Source organism: Mesorhizobium sp. AA22 (assembly GCF_001672375.2).
In the GTDB taxonomy this organism is placed as follows: Bacteria; Pseudomonadota; Alphaproteobacteria; order Rhizobiales; family Rhizobiaceae; genus Mesorhizobium; species Mesorhizobium wenxiniae.
This window is the reverse complement of the sequence record NZ_CP048406.1, coordinates 3,290,042-3,305,900: the sequence shown is the minus strand read 5'-3', so window position 1 is coordinate 3,305,900 and position 15,859 is coordinate 3,290,042. Positions and strand designations below refer to the sequence as shown.

General features: G+C 60.7%; 13 protein-coding genes. 12 read left to right on the top strand and 1 reads right to left on the bottom strand.

What is annotated here, in order from left to right; translation table 11 throughout:
* Positions 1-227: 227 nt before the first annotated feature.
* From A9K68_RS16020 to A9K68_RS16005, 4 genes are all read left to right on the top strand, one after another.
* Positions 228-1,805, top strand: a complete 1,578-nt coding sequence (locus A9K68_RS16020) for a trimethylamine methyltransferase family protein (RefSeq protein ID WP_065012210.1) — start codon at positions 228-230, stop codon at positions 1,803-1,805.
* 178 nt (positions 1,806-1,983) lie between these two features.
* The gene (locus A9K68_RS16015) at positions 1,984-4,557 is read left to right on the top strand and encodes an FAD-dependent oxidoreductase (RefSeq protein WP_065012211.1); all 2,574 of its coding nucleotides are present in this window, start codon (positions 1,984-1,986) and stop codon (positions 4,555-4,557) included.
* A 208-nt stretch (positions 4,558-4,765) separates the two neighbouring features.
* Positions 4,766-6,343, top strand: coding sequence for a glycosyltransferase family 39 protein (locus A9K68_RS16010; RefSeq protein WP_156768584.1), 1,578 nt, complete (start codon positions 4,766-4,768; stop codon positions 6,341-6,343).
* A 25-nt stretch (positions 6,344-6,368) separates the two neighbouring features.
* Positions 6,369-7,688: a Xaa-Pro peptidase family protein gene (locus A9K68_RS16005; RefSeq protein WP_065012213.1), complete on the top strand. Its 1,320-nt coding sequence runs from the start codon at positions 6,369-6,371 to the stop codon at positions 7,686-7,688.
* 6 nt (positions 7,689-7,694) lie between these two features.
* On the opposite strand, the gene A9K68_RS16000 is transcribed toward A9K68_RS16005, so the two are convergent.
* A complete protein-coding gene (locus A9K68_RS16000; RefSeq protein WP_065012214.1) occupies positions 7,695-8,507 on the bottom strand; it encodes a PhnD/SsuA/transferrin family substrate-binding protein in 813 nt (270 codons plus the stop codon).
* A 115-nt stretch (positions 8,508-8,622) separates the two neighbouring features.
* On the opposite strand from A9K68_RS16000, the gene A9K68_RS15995 reads away from it, so the two are divergent.
* From A9K68_RS15995 to A9K68_RS15960, 8 genes are all read left to right on the top strand, one after another.
* Complete coding sequence (locus A9K68_RS15995; protein WP_065012215.1) at positions 8,623-9,708, top strand: tyrosine-type recombinase/integrase; 1,086 nt, start codon at positions 8,623-8,625, stop codon at positions 9,706-9,708.
* A 121-nt stretch (positions 9,709-9,829) separates the two neighbouring features.
* Positions 9,830-10,057 carry a helix-turn-helix domain-containing protein gene (locus A9K68_RS15990; RefSeq protein ID WP_065012216.1) on the top strand — a complete coding sequence of 76 codons (228 nt, stop codon included), beginning with the start codon at positions 9,830-9,832 and terminating at the stop codon, positions 10,055-10,057.
* 361 nt (positions 10,058-10,418) lie between these two features.
* Positions 10,419-11,516, top strand: a complete 1,098-nt coding sequence (locus A9K68_RS15985; protein WP_156768585.1) for a hypothetical protein — start codon at positions 10,419-10,421, stop codon at positions 11,514-11,516.
* 100 nt (positions 11,517-11,616) lie between these two features.
* Positions 11,617-11,883 (top strand): hypothetical protein, encoded by a 267-nt coding sequence (locus tag A9K68_RS15980; RefSeq protein ID WP_065012219.1) that lies wholly within the window; start codon positions 11,617-11,619, stop codon positions 11,881-11,883.
* Positions 11,884-12,307: 424 nt separating this feature from the next.
* Positions 12,308-12,742: a hypothetical protein gene (locus A9K68_RS15975; RefSeq protein WP_065012220.1), complete on the top strand. Its 435-nt coding sequence runs from the start codon at positions 12,308-12,310 to the stop codon at positions 12,740-12,742.
* Complete coding sequence (locus A9K68_RS15970; RefSeq protein WP_065012221.1) at positions 12,723-13,916, top strand: phage portal protein; 1,194 nt, start codon at positions 12,723-12,725, stop codon at positions 13,914-13,916. Before A9K68_RS15975 ends, A9K68_RS15970 begins: the two co-directional genes overlap by 20 nt.
* Positions 13,913-14,275 carry a gene transfer agent family protein gene (locus tag A9K68_RS15965; protein ID WP_065012222.1) on the top strand — a complete coding sequence of 121 codons (363 nt, stop codon included), beginning with the start codon at positions 13,913-13,915 and terminating at the stop codon, positions 14,273-14,275. The genes A9K68_RS15970 and A9K68_RS15965 overlap by 4 nt, the downstream gene beginning before the upstream one ends.
* The gene (locus tag A9K68_RS15960; protein WP_065012223.1) at positions 14,272-15,852 is read left to right on the top strand and encodes a phage major capsid protein; all 1,581 of its coding nucleotides are present in this window, start codon (positions 14,272-14,274) and stop codon (positions 15,850-15,852) included. The genes A9K68_RS15965 and A9K68_RS15960 overlap by 4 nt, the downstream gene beginning before the upstream one ends.
* The last annotated feature ends 7 nt before the right edge of the window (positions 15,853-15,859 follow it).

The following is a 15,859-nucleotide window of genomic DNA, read 5'->3' as shown; positions in this document are numbered from 1 at the left end:
GAAATAGTCTCCCTCAGGGCGGTTTTATTCAATGTACTTACTCAATATGACGTGATCGCAACGTGACATGTTTCACAGTTCGGGCACAGACCTGGTTTCGCCCTGGTGCGTCCGGCTGGCGAGCTGTCATGTCGCTTCCCTCGTCCTAGTGGTCGTCGCCTCCGCAATGGCGGGACAGCCGGCGGTCCATTATGCCGCCGCACTTATCGCAGCGTACGAGGACTATCATGACCGCCGCCCTTCATCCCGCCGAACCGGCATTGGCAAACGACCGCGCCCGTCGCGGCGGCCGCGCGGGAAAGCGCGCCGGCGGATCAGCGGCGTTCGAGCAGCCGCCTTTCCGCCAACTGAAAATCCCGCTGACGCCGACGAAGCTGGTCTCCGACGACGAGCTGGAGTCGATCCACCTCGCATCGCTCCGCGTGCTGCGGGAAATCGGCGTCGACGTGCTGCACGACGAGGCCCGGCGCATCATGAAGGCGCATGGCGCGGATGTCCGTGAAGGCAGCGAGCGGGTGCGCTTCGACAGCGACATGATCCTCGAGCTGGTTTCCCACTGCCCGTCGGAATTCACCATCCATGCCCGCAATCCGGCGCACAATGTCCGCTTCGGCGGTGACAATCTGATCATCTCGATGATGGCGTCGGCGCCCAATTGTTCCGACATCGACCGCGGCCGCCGGCCGGGCAATCAGCAGGACTACCGCAACTTCCTCAAGCTTGCGCAGATGCACAACATCCTAAACTGCACGGGCGGCTATCCGGTCGAGCCGATCGACATCCATCCGTCCGTCCGGCACCTCGAATGCATCCGCGATCTGAGCGTGCTAACCGACAAGGTGTTCCACATCTATTCGCTCGGCAAGGAGCGCAATGTCGACGGCATCGAGATCACCAGGATCGCGCGCGGCATCAGCGACCAACAGCTTGTCGATGAGCCATCGGTGTTCACCATCATCAACACCAATTCGCCGCTCAAGCTCGACGTGCCGATGATGGAAGGCATCATCCAGATGTCGAGCAAGGGCCAGGTCGTCATCGTGACGCCGTTCACCCTGTCGGGCGCCATGGCGCCGGTGACCATCGCCGGCGCGCTGGTGCAGCAGAATGCCGAAGCGCTGTCCGGCATTGCCTTCGCCCAGATGGTGCGCAAGGGCGCGCCAGTCGGCTATGGCGGTTTCACCTCCAACGTCGACATGAAGTCCGGCGCGCCGGCCTTCGGCACGCCGGAATATATGAAGGCGCAATTGGTCGGCGGCCAGCTCGCCCGCCGCTACAACATCCCTTACCGCACCTCCAACACCTGCGCCGCCAACACGGTCGACGCGCAGGCGGCCTATGAAAGCGTGTTCTCGCTGTGGGGCGCCATCCAGGGCGGCGGCAATCTGATGATGCATGCGGCCGGCTGGCTGGAAGGCGGCCTGCGCTGCTCCTACGAGAAGACCATTCTGGACATCGATCTGCTGCAGATGGTGGCCGAGTTCCTGACCCCGCTCGACCTCTCCGAGGAGGCCCTCGGCTTCGACGCCATCCAGTCCGTCGGTCCGGGCGGCCATTTCTTCGGCACCCAGCATACCCAAGACCGCTACAAGACCGCTTTCTATTCGCCTATCATCTCCGACTGGCGCAATTTCGAGACTTGGGCGGAAGCCGGATCGCCGACGGCTCTCGAAAAGGCCAATCGGGTCTGGAAGGAGCGGTTGGCCTCCTATGAAGAGCCGTATATGGACCCGGCTATCCGCGAGGAGCTCAACGCCTTCGTCGACAAACGCCGGTCCGAAGGCGGCGCGCCGACCGATTTTTAAATATCTGTATTGGTTTGATGAACAGTCGACCGCCACTCCGTCGAGCGTCACCCGACACCTCTCCCCCGGTCGACAGGGTAGAGGGAGGGCGTGAGATCATTCAAGCCGGCGCCCTTCTCCGCTTTGTGTTCACCCCCCGCTCACTCGATTCAATCTCTTCAAAAACGGAACTATCTTCATGAAATCTCATGCAAAAGCGGTTGTCATCGGCGGCGGCGTCGTCGGCTGCTCGGTGCTCTACCATCTGGCCAAGGCCGGCTGGACCGACATCATGCTGATCGAGCGCTCGGAGCTCACCTCCGGCTCGTCGTGGCATGCGGCGGGCGGCTTCCACACGCTCAACGGCGATCCCAACGTCGCCAAGCTGCAGGCCTATACGGTGCAGCTCTACAAGGAGATCGAAGAACTTTCCGGCCAGTCCTGTTCGCTGCACCTGACCGGCGGCGTGATGATGGCCGACACGCCCGAGCGCATGGACTTCCTGCGCCTTGCCCACGCCAAGGGCCGCTATCTCGGCATGGACACCGAGCTGATCACGCCGTCCGAGGCCAAGGCGATGTTCCCGCTGATGGACGAGACGAATTTCGTCGGCGCCATGTGGGATCCGGTCGAAGGCCATCTCGACCCTTCCGGCACCACCCACGCCTACGCCAAGGCGGCCAGGAAGCTCGGCGCCGAGATCGTGCTGCGCAACCGCGTCGTCGAGCTGACGCAGGAAGTCGGCGGCACCTGGAACGTCGTTACCGAACAAGGCACGGTCCAGGCCGAGCATGTCGTCAACTGCGGCGGCCTGTGGGCGCGCGAAATCGGCCGCATGGTCGGTATCGAGCTGCCGCTGCTGGCCATGGAGCATATGTACCTCTTGACCGAGCCAATGCCGGAGGTTGAGGAATTCAACAGGTCGACCGGCCGCGAGATGATCGGCGTGATGGACTTCAAGGGCGAAATCTACACCCGCCAGGAACGCAACGGCATCCTGCTCGGCACCTATGAAAAGGCCTGCAAGCCGTGGTCTCCGGTCAACACGCCGTGGGATTTCGGCCATGAGCTGCTGCAGCCCGACATCGACCGCATCGCGCCGTCGCTCGAGATCGGCTTCAAGCATTTTCCCGGCATCGAGAAGGCCGGTATCAAGCAGATCATCAACGGTCCCTTCACCTTCGCACTGGATGGCAACCCGCTGGTCGGCCCGGTGCAGGGCCTGACCAATTTCTGGTGCGCCTGCGCCGTAATGGCCGGTTTCTCGCAGGGTGGCGGCGTCGGGCTGGCATTGTCGAACTGGATGGTTCATGGCGATCCCGGCTTCGACGTCTGGGGCATGGACGTGGCGCGCTTCGGCGAATGGGCGACGCTGCGCTACACCAATGCCAAGGTGCGCGAAAACTATTCGCGCCGTTTCTCCATCCGCTTTCCCAACGAGGAATTGCCGGCCGCGCGCCCAGCGCAAACGACGCCACTCTACGACACGATGCTGGCCAAAAACGCCGTCATGGGCGATAGCTGGGGCCTCGAAACCCCGCTCTGGTTCGCACCGAAAGGCACGGAGCCGAAGGACATCGTTTCCTTCCATCGCTCCAACGATTTCGGGCCGATCGGCGAGGAAGTGCGTGCGACCCGCGAGAAGGTCGGCGTCACCGAGATCGCCAACTTTGCCAAATACGAAGTCTCCGGGCCGGCAGCCGAGGATTTCCTCAACCGGCTGATGACCAACCGCATGCCGAAGACCGGCCGCATCGTGCTGACTCCGATGCTGAACGAGTTCGGCAGGCTGATCGGCGACTTCACCATCGCCAAGGCGGGTGAAGAGCGCTTCATGATCTGGAGCTCGTCGGCGGCGCAGAAGTATCATATGCGCTGGTTCGAGAAGCACCTGCCGAAGGATGATAGCGTCCGGATTCACCGCTTTGACCAGACGCTTGTCGGTCTCTCAATCGCCGGGCCGAGATCGCGCGACCTGCTGCAGAAACTGGTCGATGTCGATATCTCGACCAAGGCTTTCCGCTTCATGGATTTCCGCGAGATGGCGGTCGGCGGCGCGCCCTGCATGGTCAATCGAATTACCTATACGGGCGACCTCGGTTACGAGATCTGGATGGCGCCGGCATACCAGCGCCTCGTCTACAAGGCGATCAAGGATGCCGGAGAAGAGTTTGGCCTCGTCGATTTCGGCATGCGCGCCCTGCTCTCGATGCGACTGGAGAAGAATTTCCCGACCTGGTTCCGCGAACTGCGCCCGATCTACGGACCGTTCGAAGGCGCGATGGACCGCTTCGTCAAACTGGAGAAGAACGACTTCATCGGACGCGAAGCGGCAGCCAGGGAGCAGGCAGAAGGGCCAAAACTGCGCCGTGTCTCTTTCATCGTCGATGCCGCGGACGCCGATGTCATGGGCGACGAACCGATCTGGGCCAAGGTCGGCGGCAAGGACTACGGCACGGTGGAAAAGCCGCACGGCTATGGTGCGCCGCGTTTCGATACGGACGGCAAGGAAGTGCGCGGCTCCAGGGCCGCGGAAGGCGCTTCGGCCGTGCGCGGCATCGTCGATGGCGACTGGCGCGTGGTCGGCTGGGTCACCTCCGGCGGCTATGCCCATTACGTCCAGAAATCGATGGCGCAAGGCTATGTGCCAGCGGCGTTAGCCGGGGAAGAGAGCGCCGGACTGTTCGAGATCGAAATCCTCGGAAGCCGGCGTCCGGCCCGCATCAATGTCGAGCCGCCTTTCGACCCGAGCGGCGAGAAGATGCGGACCTAGAGCACCGCACCCAAAGGCCTGCCCTCCGGCCCGACCCGGGGTGCGACCGATTTTGGAGAAGCCCGATGCTTAACCAAAAAGCTAGAGCGGCGGTACGATTCGACTTGAAGCCCGCCGCCCTGGAAGCGATCAGCGCTGCCACATTGTGCGGGGCACGGTCTTCGTGCTAGCGGAGCCGGCGGCAACTGGCACGGGCGATGAGAACTCGTTGAAGTATTCGATGAAATGGGACGAATGGCTTGCCGAGAGCAGGATCGGCCCCTTCCCGGCGGCGATCGTCATGGTCGCCGCTTATTTGGCCTTGCAAACCGTCATATTGTCCATTCTGGCCACTTGGGCAGGAACTGGCGTCGGCGTCGATGACGCGGAGCAACTGATTTATCTTCCATATCTTTGGGCTGGATATGGCGGCTCGCAACCGCCTCTCTATACATGGATCAACTGGCTGGCCGCGCAAATTTTCGGCACCAATATTTTCACGCTGAAGCTGGTCAAATACTCCGTGCTGTTCCTCGCCGCCTGCAGTGTGTTCGCCGCCATGCGGCGGTTCGGCTACACGAAAGCGACGGCATCGGCGGCCATGCTCGGACTTTTCACAATCCCGCAAATCGCCTGGGAATCGCAGCGGGCCTTGTCGCATTCGGTCGCCGTTGTCGGCTTTTGCGCACTCCTCCTGCTCGCGATGGCTAATCTGATCGAGCGGCGAAGCGTGATCGCCTATGCGGTGTTTGGCTTGGCAACGGCTGCGGCAATTCTTGCCAAATACAACGACGTATTCCTGGTGTTAGCCCTTATTGCGGCGGTGTTGTCGCTGCGCGAGTTGCGCGGCGCGATCCTCGATCCGAAATTCGCAATCAGCGTTGCCGTCGCGATATTGGTGCTGGCGCCAACCACATATTGGAGCCTCATGCATCCTGCCGATTTGCTGGCGAGAGGCGAGAAGTTCGGAATAGACCTACAGCAGCCGCGCATGACGGCCGCGGCCACCGGCGCCGGCAAGTTTATCATGGGGACCTTCAATTTCGCTGTCTTGCCGGTGTTCGTTTCCGCGCTGGCTTTCGCGCTGACGGGGTTTCGTTTTTCCGAGCGGCACCCCAAAGCTCCGGCCAGGGAAGTTCTCTTGTGGCGTACCTTGGCGCTCGGCTTGGCCATGCTGGCGACACTTGTGCTGGCCACCGGCGTGACCGAGGTCAAGGCCCGTTGGCTGGTGCCGGTCCTGATCATCTTGCCGCTGGCGATGGCCGCCTATATGGAACGGCTTTCACCACGCGGCAGGGACGCCCAGCTCCTGGTGATCGCGGCCGGAGCGGTCATCGCCGTTGTGCTCGCGCCCGCCACTTGGTACTTCCAGATAAACGGGACCAGTGGTCTCTCGCGGATGATCCGGGTGGATTACCCGGCCCTCTATCGCCAGCTGACTGCTGACGGGCCGGTGAAAACCGCAATATCCGACGGTGCATGGGTCGGAAATCTGCGGTTGGTCGACGAAAAATTGGTCGCGCTTGACCAGGAAGTGCCGAATTTCGACAGGCTAGTGCAAGAGCCGGCTGTACTCGTCTGGCTCGACCGCGACGATCCGCGGCCGGTCATTTTGGAGCAGCTCAAAAAAGCCGGCTATGAGCCGGACGGCCAACCAAGGCAAATCATGGTTCCGCTATTGCCTAGCACGGACAAGCCTGCCCGGCCCGGCGCCTACATAAGATTGAAGAAAACGGCTGCGGAAAAAGCCACAGCGCCCGACGAAGGCGTTAGCAAAGGAACCGAGGGTGGACAGGAACCCGACTGATCGACCTCCTCGTCATCGCAAGATCATGCCGTTCGAGCCGGACGAAGCGGGCTCCACCGATGTGTTGCGCCTGAAGTCGCGGCAGAAGGCCGCTGAGCTCAACCAGCATGTGCTTGGCTATGGCGCACTGGCGGAAGCCGAGTGGCACGCCGCCGGCATTGCTGCCCCCAACCTGCCTGCCATGCGTCAATACCGGCTCGACCGCATCCGCGCCGAGCTGAAGCGCCGCGACTATGCAGGAGCCCTGCTCTACGATCCGATTAACATCCGCTATGCGACCGACTCGACCAACATGCAGCTCTGGGTCGCGCACAACCCGACAAGGCATTGTTTCGTTGCCACCGAAGGCCCGGTGGTGCTGTTCGACTATTTTTCGTGCGAGCACCTTTCCGACCACTCCGGCGTGGTCGACGAGGTGCGGCCGGCAGTGTCGTGGATGTATCTCTACAGCGGCGAGTTGACCGAGCAAAAGGTCCGCCGCTGGGCTGCCGGCATCGCCGATCTGGTGAAAGAGCATGGCGGCGGTATCAGTCGTATCGCCGTCGACCACATTAATACCGAAGGCGTCGAAGAGCTCGCCCGCCTCGGCATCTCGATCGGCAATGGCGAGGCGCTGATGGAAAATGCTCGTCTGATCAAATCGCCCGACGAAATCCTAGCCATGCACCGGTCGATCATCGCTTGCGAGGCGGCGATAGGCGAGATGGAAGCAGCATTGCGGCCAGGCATTTCCGAAAACGAATTGTGGGCCGAACTGCACCGCGGCAACATTGCGCGTGGTGGGGAATGGGTCGAAACCCGGCTTTTGACGTCAGGCCCGCGCACCAATCCGTGGTTCCAGGAATGCTCGTCGAGAACGATCGAAGCCGGCGATCTCGTCGCTTTCGATACCGACCTGATCGGCCCTTATGGTTTCTGCGCCGACCTGTCGCGCACCTGGCTCTGCGGCGACACCGAGCCGTCCATCGAACAACGCGACCTGTTTCGCATCGCCGCCGACCAGATCGCCCACAACACCCGCCTGATGCAGCCGGGCATGTCCTTCCGCGACCTTGTCGAACGCTCGGCGGTGCCGCCCGGAGATTGTTTCCCGACGCGCTACGGCGTGCTCTATCACGGCGTCGGCCTGGCCGACGAATACCCGACGCTGCCGCATGCGATCGACTGGACTGAAGACACGCCCGACGGCGTGCTTGTGTCAGGCATGGTGCTTTGCGTCGAGAGCTATATCGGCCGGCTTGGCGGTCACGAGGGTGTCAAGATCGAGGAACAGATCCTGATCACCGAAACCGGCAACGAGCAGCTTTCGAACTATCCGCTCGACGAGCGGCTGCTCGGCGGCTGATTGTTTTTATGCGAGCGCCGCGACAGCCTCGCGCAACGCCACGACGATTTTCTCCGGTGTCGATCTGGCGGTGATGAACGGCAGGCCCTTGCGCCGCCTTGTCCAGCCGACCACCGCCACCGCTTCCGCTGCAGGCTCGAAGCGCTGCGCCAGCGCCCAGCTCAGGCAATCGATGGCGGCGACATCGGCCCTGCCCTCGGCAATTGCGACGATCGAGGCACGGTGGCCACCGCTTTCGCTGCGCTCAGAGAAGATGTCGAGGCTTTCGCCCAGCGCCTCCAGGTCACGCGTCAGCCCGACGATGCCCGACATGGAATCGAGGCTGTTGAAGGTAAAGTGCTTGCCACGCAGGATATCGAGCGGGATGAGAGGGCTGCCGTCGGCCGGTGAGCCAACCGATGGCGCTTCACCTGCCCGCATCACGATGGCGCTCGAATAGAGTTCGCCCTGCCCGCCTTCGAAAGCATCGTAGTTCGGCTGGCCGATCACCTGGACATGCTCCGACAGGCCGGTCTCCATCGGGCCCCAGCAGGTCTGTGCGAACAGCAGCGCCGGATGCAGCCAGAGGCCATGAAAATACAGTTCGCCCGGCGGCAGCGTCGCCGGATCGGGCGCGATGACCTTTCCAGCGGCGTCGCGGATGCCGCCTTCCACAGGCCGTAGATCGGCATTGAAGCGAGCGATGGTCTGCGGCGCTTCGATGCCTTTTTGCCGGAAGGCATCACGCAGCCGCGCCCATTGGGCATCGACCTCGCTCCGCATTTCGGGCCAGTCGTACATCGGCAAGGCGGCAACGAATTTCGTTTCAGGTTTTGTCATTTCGTAGCTTCTTCAATTGTTTAATGTGCGTACCTTTATCCAACCAATTCCGCGCTTTTAATCTTTTTTCTTTTAAAGTACAACATGTCGTACCGAAACGGAGGCATGTTGTACCGTGGCTAGCATCATAGAGCGAAAGAAGAAGGACGGCACGTCGTCTTTCTTGGCGCAGATCGTAATCAAGCGCGACGGCAAGACTGTGCACCGCGAAAACAAAACATTCGCTAAGCGGCGTGAGGCTGCGGCATGGGGCGCATTCCGCGAGGGCGAGTTGTCCAAGCCTGGCGCGGTTGAGGAAATCAATCGCGAAGACCCCACTCTGGCCGATGCCATCAAGCGGTACGAGAAAGAAGCAAAGCGATTGGGCCGCACCAAAGCCGCGGTGCTAAAGAGCCTCAAGGAATTCGACATCGCGTCTAAACGGTGCTCCGAAATTCGCTCTGAGCATATAGTGGCACTAGCGCGGGAGCTTTCACAAACTCGACGCCCGTCGACGGTTGCCGGGTATCTCACCTTTCTTTCCGGCGTGTTCAAAGTCGCTCGGCCAGCTTGGGGATACCCGCTCGACGAGAAGGCGATGAGTGACGCGACTACGGTCGCTGCGAAACTGGAGATGACGGGCCGATCCAATCAGCGCGATAGGCGCCCGACCGTTGACGAGATGAATCGTCTGATGGAGTTCTTCAGCGGGAGAAAGGCCGACAGCGTTCCCATGATGCGCATCGCTGCCTTTGCCCTATTCAGCACGCGCCGCGAAGGTGAGATTGTTCGTATTCGGTGGGATGACTTGGACGAGCTCCACTCACGCATCTTAGTGCGGGACGCCAAGGACCCTCGAGGCGCGGCAGGCAACCACATTTGGACTGAACTCACACCGGAAGCGCTACGCATTATCAAGGCAACGCCGCACGCTGGTGACGTCATTTTCCCATACAAGGAGGACACTATTTACGTGGCCTGGCGTGACGCGTGCACCATCCTTGGAATCGAGGATCTGAAATTCCACGACATGCGGCACGAGGGGGTATCCCGGCTCTTCGAGATGGGCCGAACAATTCCACAGGTCGCATCTGTCAGTGCACATCGATCGTGGCAAAACCTACAGCGCTACACCCACCTTCGTCAGACGGGCGACAAGTGGGACGGCTGGAGATGGCTCGATGTTGTCGCACCAAAACCGCAGCAGCCGGAAAGCGACTGACAGCACGAGAATTAGCTTGCATTTATTTTGGTAAAGGGGACCATATAGGTTTGCGTTGGCCGATTGCCTCGCAGAGTCCACCTTCCGTTAATTACCTACGCCACCTTCAAGGGTACGTCAAATGCTTTTTTCCACGAAAGACGCAGCGGCCAGGATCGGTAAATCTCCATCCTGGCTCAATAAGAGCCGCATGACGGGCGACGGCCCTGTTTATCTGAAGCTCGGCGGCTCCGTCCGATATGCCCTAGCCGACCTTGAAGCGTGGCTTGCCGCGGGGCGGCGGACGGCTGTATATGACCACGCCAACGATAACGCACGAGCCATGCGTCCCCAGACCCGCGCCGCCTAACTTACCGCTAGGACGCCGAGCCGGCGCCAAAAACACGACCACCAACCAGACTGGGGAATGAAGTTGCCCAAGCAACCATCCGCAACGGCCGATGCCGTTCCGGACGCGGAGAGCGTCCGTCCGTATTTGAACTTTCTGTATGCATCAACTTTGACCGGCAAGCCATCGAGTGCCCAGATGGCAATAGCCGCGGCAATCGCCAGCGAACACCTACGAACCGGCCAGGCGCGATTCACTTATGGCGAGCTAGCCAAGCGCGCGACCTGTACGCGCCGCAATGCGGTGCGCTGCGTCGCTCGGTTGATTGCCAGCGGCTTCGTGCGCGTGGCGGCCCGTGGGGGCGACGCAAGCGGGAACCTATATGAGCCGCTCCTTTCGCGCGGCGATGCGCACGATCGCGCCTGGCGGGGCTGGGCGGCCGATTGGTCGCGGGGAGTGCGGCATGACTTCCCGCAGCGGTAAGCGTCGAAAGATCGGCGGGCCGCTTGTTTGGCAGAAGCTGGCCTTCGCGGAAGATCTTGAAGCCGATCCGACCCTGTCGGGTGTGCAGAAGGGCCTAATCGGAGCCATCGCGAAGAACTACGACAACGCCACAGGCCAGTCGAAATGCTCCCTGACCTTCCTGGCTGCCGCGGTGGGGACAACTAAGAAGGTGGTCGGGAAATATGTCCCAATCATCGTCGCAAGCAATCGAGTGTCGATCATCAGGAAGGGCGCCGGGACAGCCTCTACGCTGTGGTCGGTAAATTGGTTCTTCCGAGGCAGCGGCTACGTCCGTTTGAAGAACGGCGGCCAGCCGATCTTGGACTGCCGCGAGTCAAGATCGGAGTCCCCCAAGGCGTCACCCTCAGAGTCCCCCAAAAGGTCACCTCAGCCGGGTGACGCCTTGGGGGACTCTAGAGCCCATAGAGGCCCCCAGGTGGGGGACCAAACCCTTTCTTCCCCTAAAGGGGAAAGAAAGATCGCTGGCGACCAGGGCGGGTGGGCCTTTCGGCCACCGCCCGGTGCCGCGATGCGTGCGCGGCTAGTCTCGGTCACGGCGTCTGACCTGGAACCGTCTGGCGAGGTGGCGCGGCTGACGTTAAGCGATTCAACCGGCGACGCCTGTGGTGAGTTGGAGATTGTCCTGCAGGCCGATAGATCCGATCGCCAAGCCGAAGGACAGGCAAAACTGAACGACCTAACTAGGGTCACAGCAATCGACCAGATCAGCGACTTTTCGGAACTGTACGGGGTCCCGTTTCTTCTGATGCTCAACGGTGACCTGATGCCCGATCCCGACAATGACAAGGCGATGCACGACAACATCAACCTTTACGATCTGGCGAACATCCTCGATCGACACGCGGGCAGTAGGACCTTCTGGCATCCCAGCAGACCCGACCGGCACCAAATCGTGGCGGAAATGAACCGCCTGGCTGGCAGCGAAACGAAGGAGGGTGCGCACGCAACGACTTGACAAGTCGAATGCCGGCGGGCGCATTGGCGGAATATCGTGGCGAATCGCCGAGACATTGAAAGAAACGGTTTGCCGCACGGCAACAAAGGGAAGCTTGAGAATGTTTGAAGTTGGGAAGTCTTATAGGTTCGTCACTTTGGAGACGGGCGATAACTACGAAGGCAAGTGGGCGACTTACGAGTCGTCCATTGTTCACGAGGTCGCGGCCGTCGAGGGTCCGCTGGTGAAGTGCCTTGGTCCGGACTGGTCGAAGCCTAGCCCGTTTAACGAATTCATGGCCGAAGCAGACCGGAGCAAACCGAGAGAAGAGATCATCATTAACACGGCGAGCCTGTTCTTCGTGCGGGCCGAGCTACAGCAAGGCTGAGTTGCCGCTTTCTGCGATTCCCATGGTGTGGGTAGGTAGGGAAAACGGATTTTGGTGGAGAGTATGGTGAAGGGTGGCTCTGGTTGCAGCTAATGACAATAGGCAAAGGAAAAAGTGCGAAGTAGCCTGACTATCTTGGCCACTTATAGGGTATGTATATGAGGGGTAGAAAAATGTGCGCCACTTGTAGCGTATGTATGTGAAGAGGTCCACTTTCTACGACTCCGCTACCCCTATAAAGGTGAAGGCGCCGCTTTCTGCAATCTCGCAAAGCGGCATAGGTAGGGAAAGCGACCACCTCGCAACCCTATAAGTGTGAAGGGCATTCATCCCTCGCTGAATGCTGACTTTTTGAACCGCGCCCCTGCGTGATGCTGGGCAGCGGTTTCTTTTTGCCCAAGCGAAAAACTTACGGACGAAAACCATGAACGCATGGACGCACCGCGCCTACACGCGCGACGAATGCGCGGTGCTGTGCGGGATGCCGCGCGGCTCGCTTGACGTACTTACCCATCGTGCCCGCGATGTGTCTGTGCTCTTCACGGAGAAGCGCGGCACCAAACGCTGGTTCTCAGTTAAGGACATCTGCGTCCTTCGAATAGCGCACGAGCTAGAGCGCGCTGGCCGTTCTTGGCTCATGGCGATCGGCGCCGCCTTTGACAACCTCCAACATCCGCCGCCTGCCGACGCGCTGTTGATAGCGCCAGCTGTCATCCGCCGTGGATGCGGCTTGCCGCGCATCATCTCAGATCGCGATGTGCCGCGGCTCAACTTCGAGCGCTCCGAAATCATTGTGCCAATCGGCCTGATTTGTCAGACAATTGTTAAGGAGGCCGAGAATGTGGCCGTGGAAAAGTAAGCCCGCCATCGAACAGAAGAGCCTAGCCGCGCCCGACGAGGAACTGCTAGCCATCTTGGGCGCCAGCGTGACCGGCGTGGCCGCCGTCTCGGCAAGCGTGGCTTTGACCGTGCCTGCGGTGTCCGCAGCCATCCGCGTCATCTCTGAGGCCGCCGCTACGCTTGAGGTGAAGGTCCAGCGTAGGGACGGCGACACATGGGTTGATGACGAAGAGCATCCCGCCTGGCACCTCCTGCGCGGCGATGCCTGCCCTTGGCTCTCGGGGTTCGAAGTTATTCGTGACCTAGTCGCTGAGTCCCTAACGCGAGACGTTGGCGGCCTGGCGTGGGTCAATCGAGTCAACGGCAAGCCATCCGAGATCATCCATTATCGAGACCACGTCATTTCGGTCGAATACGCAGACACAGGCGAGCCGACCTACAGGCTTTCCGGCAAGCCTGTACCGGCCACAGACATCATCCATCTAACAGGCCCATTCGCCAAGTCTCCGCTCAACCTTGCGGCCGAAGCAATCGGCGTTGCCTATCAGATGGAAAAGCACGCGGCCAAGCTGTTCACCAATGGAGCACGTCCGGCTGGCGTTCTTCAGTTCCCGGCCGGTGCGAAGCTAGGCGACGAGGCACTGAAGAAGATCAAGGCCGGGTGGCAAGCCGCCTTTGGTGGTTCCGGAAATAGCTCCGGTACGGCCGTGACTTGGGACGGAGCGGAGTGGAAGCCGCTCACGTTCTCGTCCGTGGACAGCCAATTCCTCGAGCTTCGTAAGTTCGCCATAGACGAAATCGCGCGCGCCTTCCGCGTCCCGCCATCAATGATTTACAGCCTGGACAGGGCCACGTGGTCGAACAGTGAGCAGATGGGGCGTGAGTTCCTTACCTACTGCCTAGAGCCTCATCTGATGGCGCTGGAGGCCGCGCTGAGGCGCGCGTTGATTGCGCCGGAGGATCGGAAGTCTTTCCGTATCTGGTTCGAGCGTGACGACCTTACGCGGGCCGACATTGGGCAGCGCGCAATCGCCTATTCGTCGCTCATCACTAGCCGCGTCATCAATCCGAATGAAGCGCGCGAGTGGGAAGGCTTGCCGCCTTACGACGGTGGCGACAAGTACGAAAATCCTAACACCGGCAGCAAGCCCGCCAACGACAACACCCCACCAAAACAGGAGGACGCAGCATGAGTGCGTCAGATAAATTCACGGTCGCCGCACATTTCGGTGACGGCGACAAGGACTTCTGCCTCAAGTCTAAGACGGGCGATAGCCTAGACTTGCTGCGCGAACTCGAGCGCAAGTTTGACGCTGGCATCTTCGTTCTGTTCCGCCAGATTTACAGCGGCACCTATCGCCTGGATGTTATCCGGGAAGTGATACGCACAGGCCTTATTGGCGGCGGTGCTACCACGCAGGAAGCAGCCGCGCTGATCAAAACTTATTTTGATCATGAGCCGCTCACAGAGCACGCCGCTCTCGCGCTTGAGGTGCTTGGCGCGATCCTGTTCGGCAAGGGCGAGGCCGTGCCAGCGGAGTTCGCAGCATGATGGAGCGGCTTGAATTTAAGGCTGCCTTCACGACGGACGATGCTGGCGCCATCACAGGCAAGGCATGGGACTTCTCTTCACCCGACAGGGTCGGCGACATGATCGACCCCGCCGCCTTTGCCGGTGCGGTCGGCAAGTCCATACCAATGCTATTCGCTCACGACCAGGCGCAAGCCGTTGGCGTATGGGACCAAGTAACCGTCGAGGCCGATGGCCTTAAGGTAAGCGGAAAGCTCCTCGTCAATGACGTGGTGCGTGCCGCGGAAGTCCGCGCCTTGTGCAGGGCGGGCGGAATAACTGGCCTATCCGTGGGCTTCGTAACGACCAAGGCTATCCCCCGCCGCGGGGGAGGCAGAACCATCCAAAACCTCGACCTCGTAGAGTGCTCCTTGGTAGCCGTTCCGGCCCACCCAGCGGCACGCATCACCAATCTTAAGGATCTTCCATTGTCCACTGAAAATACCAATCTCGACCTGGCCGCCCTTGAGCAGAAACTCATTGCCGCCGAAGCCAAAGTTACCGCTGCCGAGACAAAGGCCGCGAACGACAACAAGACGCTGGCCGATCGCCTTGCTGCCTTCGAAGTGAAGCTCAACCGCCCGGCCATTCTTAAGGGCAACAACGACAACGAGCCGTCGCCAGAGCGCAAGGCATTCAAGTCGTTCCTTAAGTACGGCCCAGAGCGCATGCCAGGCGAGGAAGCCAAGTCGCTTGTCGTTTCCGACGACACCCGCGGCGGATATCTGGCGACGGCTGAATTTCAGGCCGAAGTTATCAAGAACATCGTGCAGTTTTCGCCAGTGCGCCAGGCCGCCCGCGTGGGCAGCACTGCATCTAGCTCCGTGATCTTGCCTAAGCGTACCGGCACGCCAACGGCATCGTGGGTGGGTGAGACTGAAGACCGCCAGTCGACGGAAAGCGCGTATGGCCAAATCGAAATCCCGATCAACGAAGCGGCTTGCTATGTGGATGTATCGCTGCAGTTGCTCGAAGACGCTGCGGTCAACGTCGAGTCCGAAGTGGCCATGGACCTCGCGGAGGAATTTGGCCGCCTGGAAGGTGTTGCATTCGTGAATGGCGACGGCTTCAAAAAGCCTACCGGGTTTATGACGGATGCAGGCATTCCGTTTACGGTATCGGGTTCGGCCGCGGTTATCGCTGACGCCGATGGCTCTGCGGACGGTCTGATTAACCTGATGTACGCCCTGAAGCCTGCATATCGCGCCAACGGCGTGTGGATGGCTAATGGCACCACGATCGCAGCGCTGAGGCGCTTGAAGGACACGACGAAACAATATATTTGGCAGCCTTCCATCCAGGCAGGCGAACCTGCAACGCTGCTCGGCCGTCCGATTGTTGAGGCGCCGGACATGCCCGATATCGCTGCCGGAACCTTCCCGATCATCTTCGGCGATTTCACCCGCTATCGCATCTATGATCGCGTGGCGATGTCGATCCTCCGCGATCCGTACAGCCAAGCAACGACCGGCAAGGTTCGTTTCCATGCGCGTCGCCGCGTCGGTGGTGCCAATACGCAGGCCGAGGCGTTCCGTAAGCTCAAAGTCGCTGCGGCTTAATCAATCC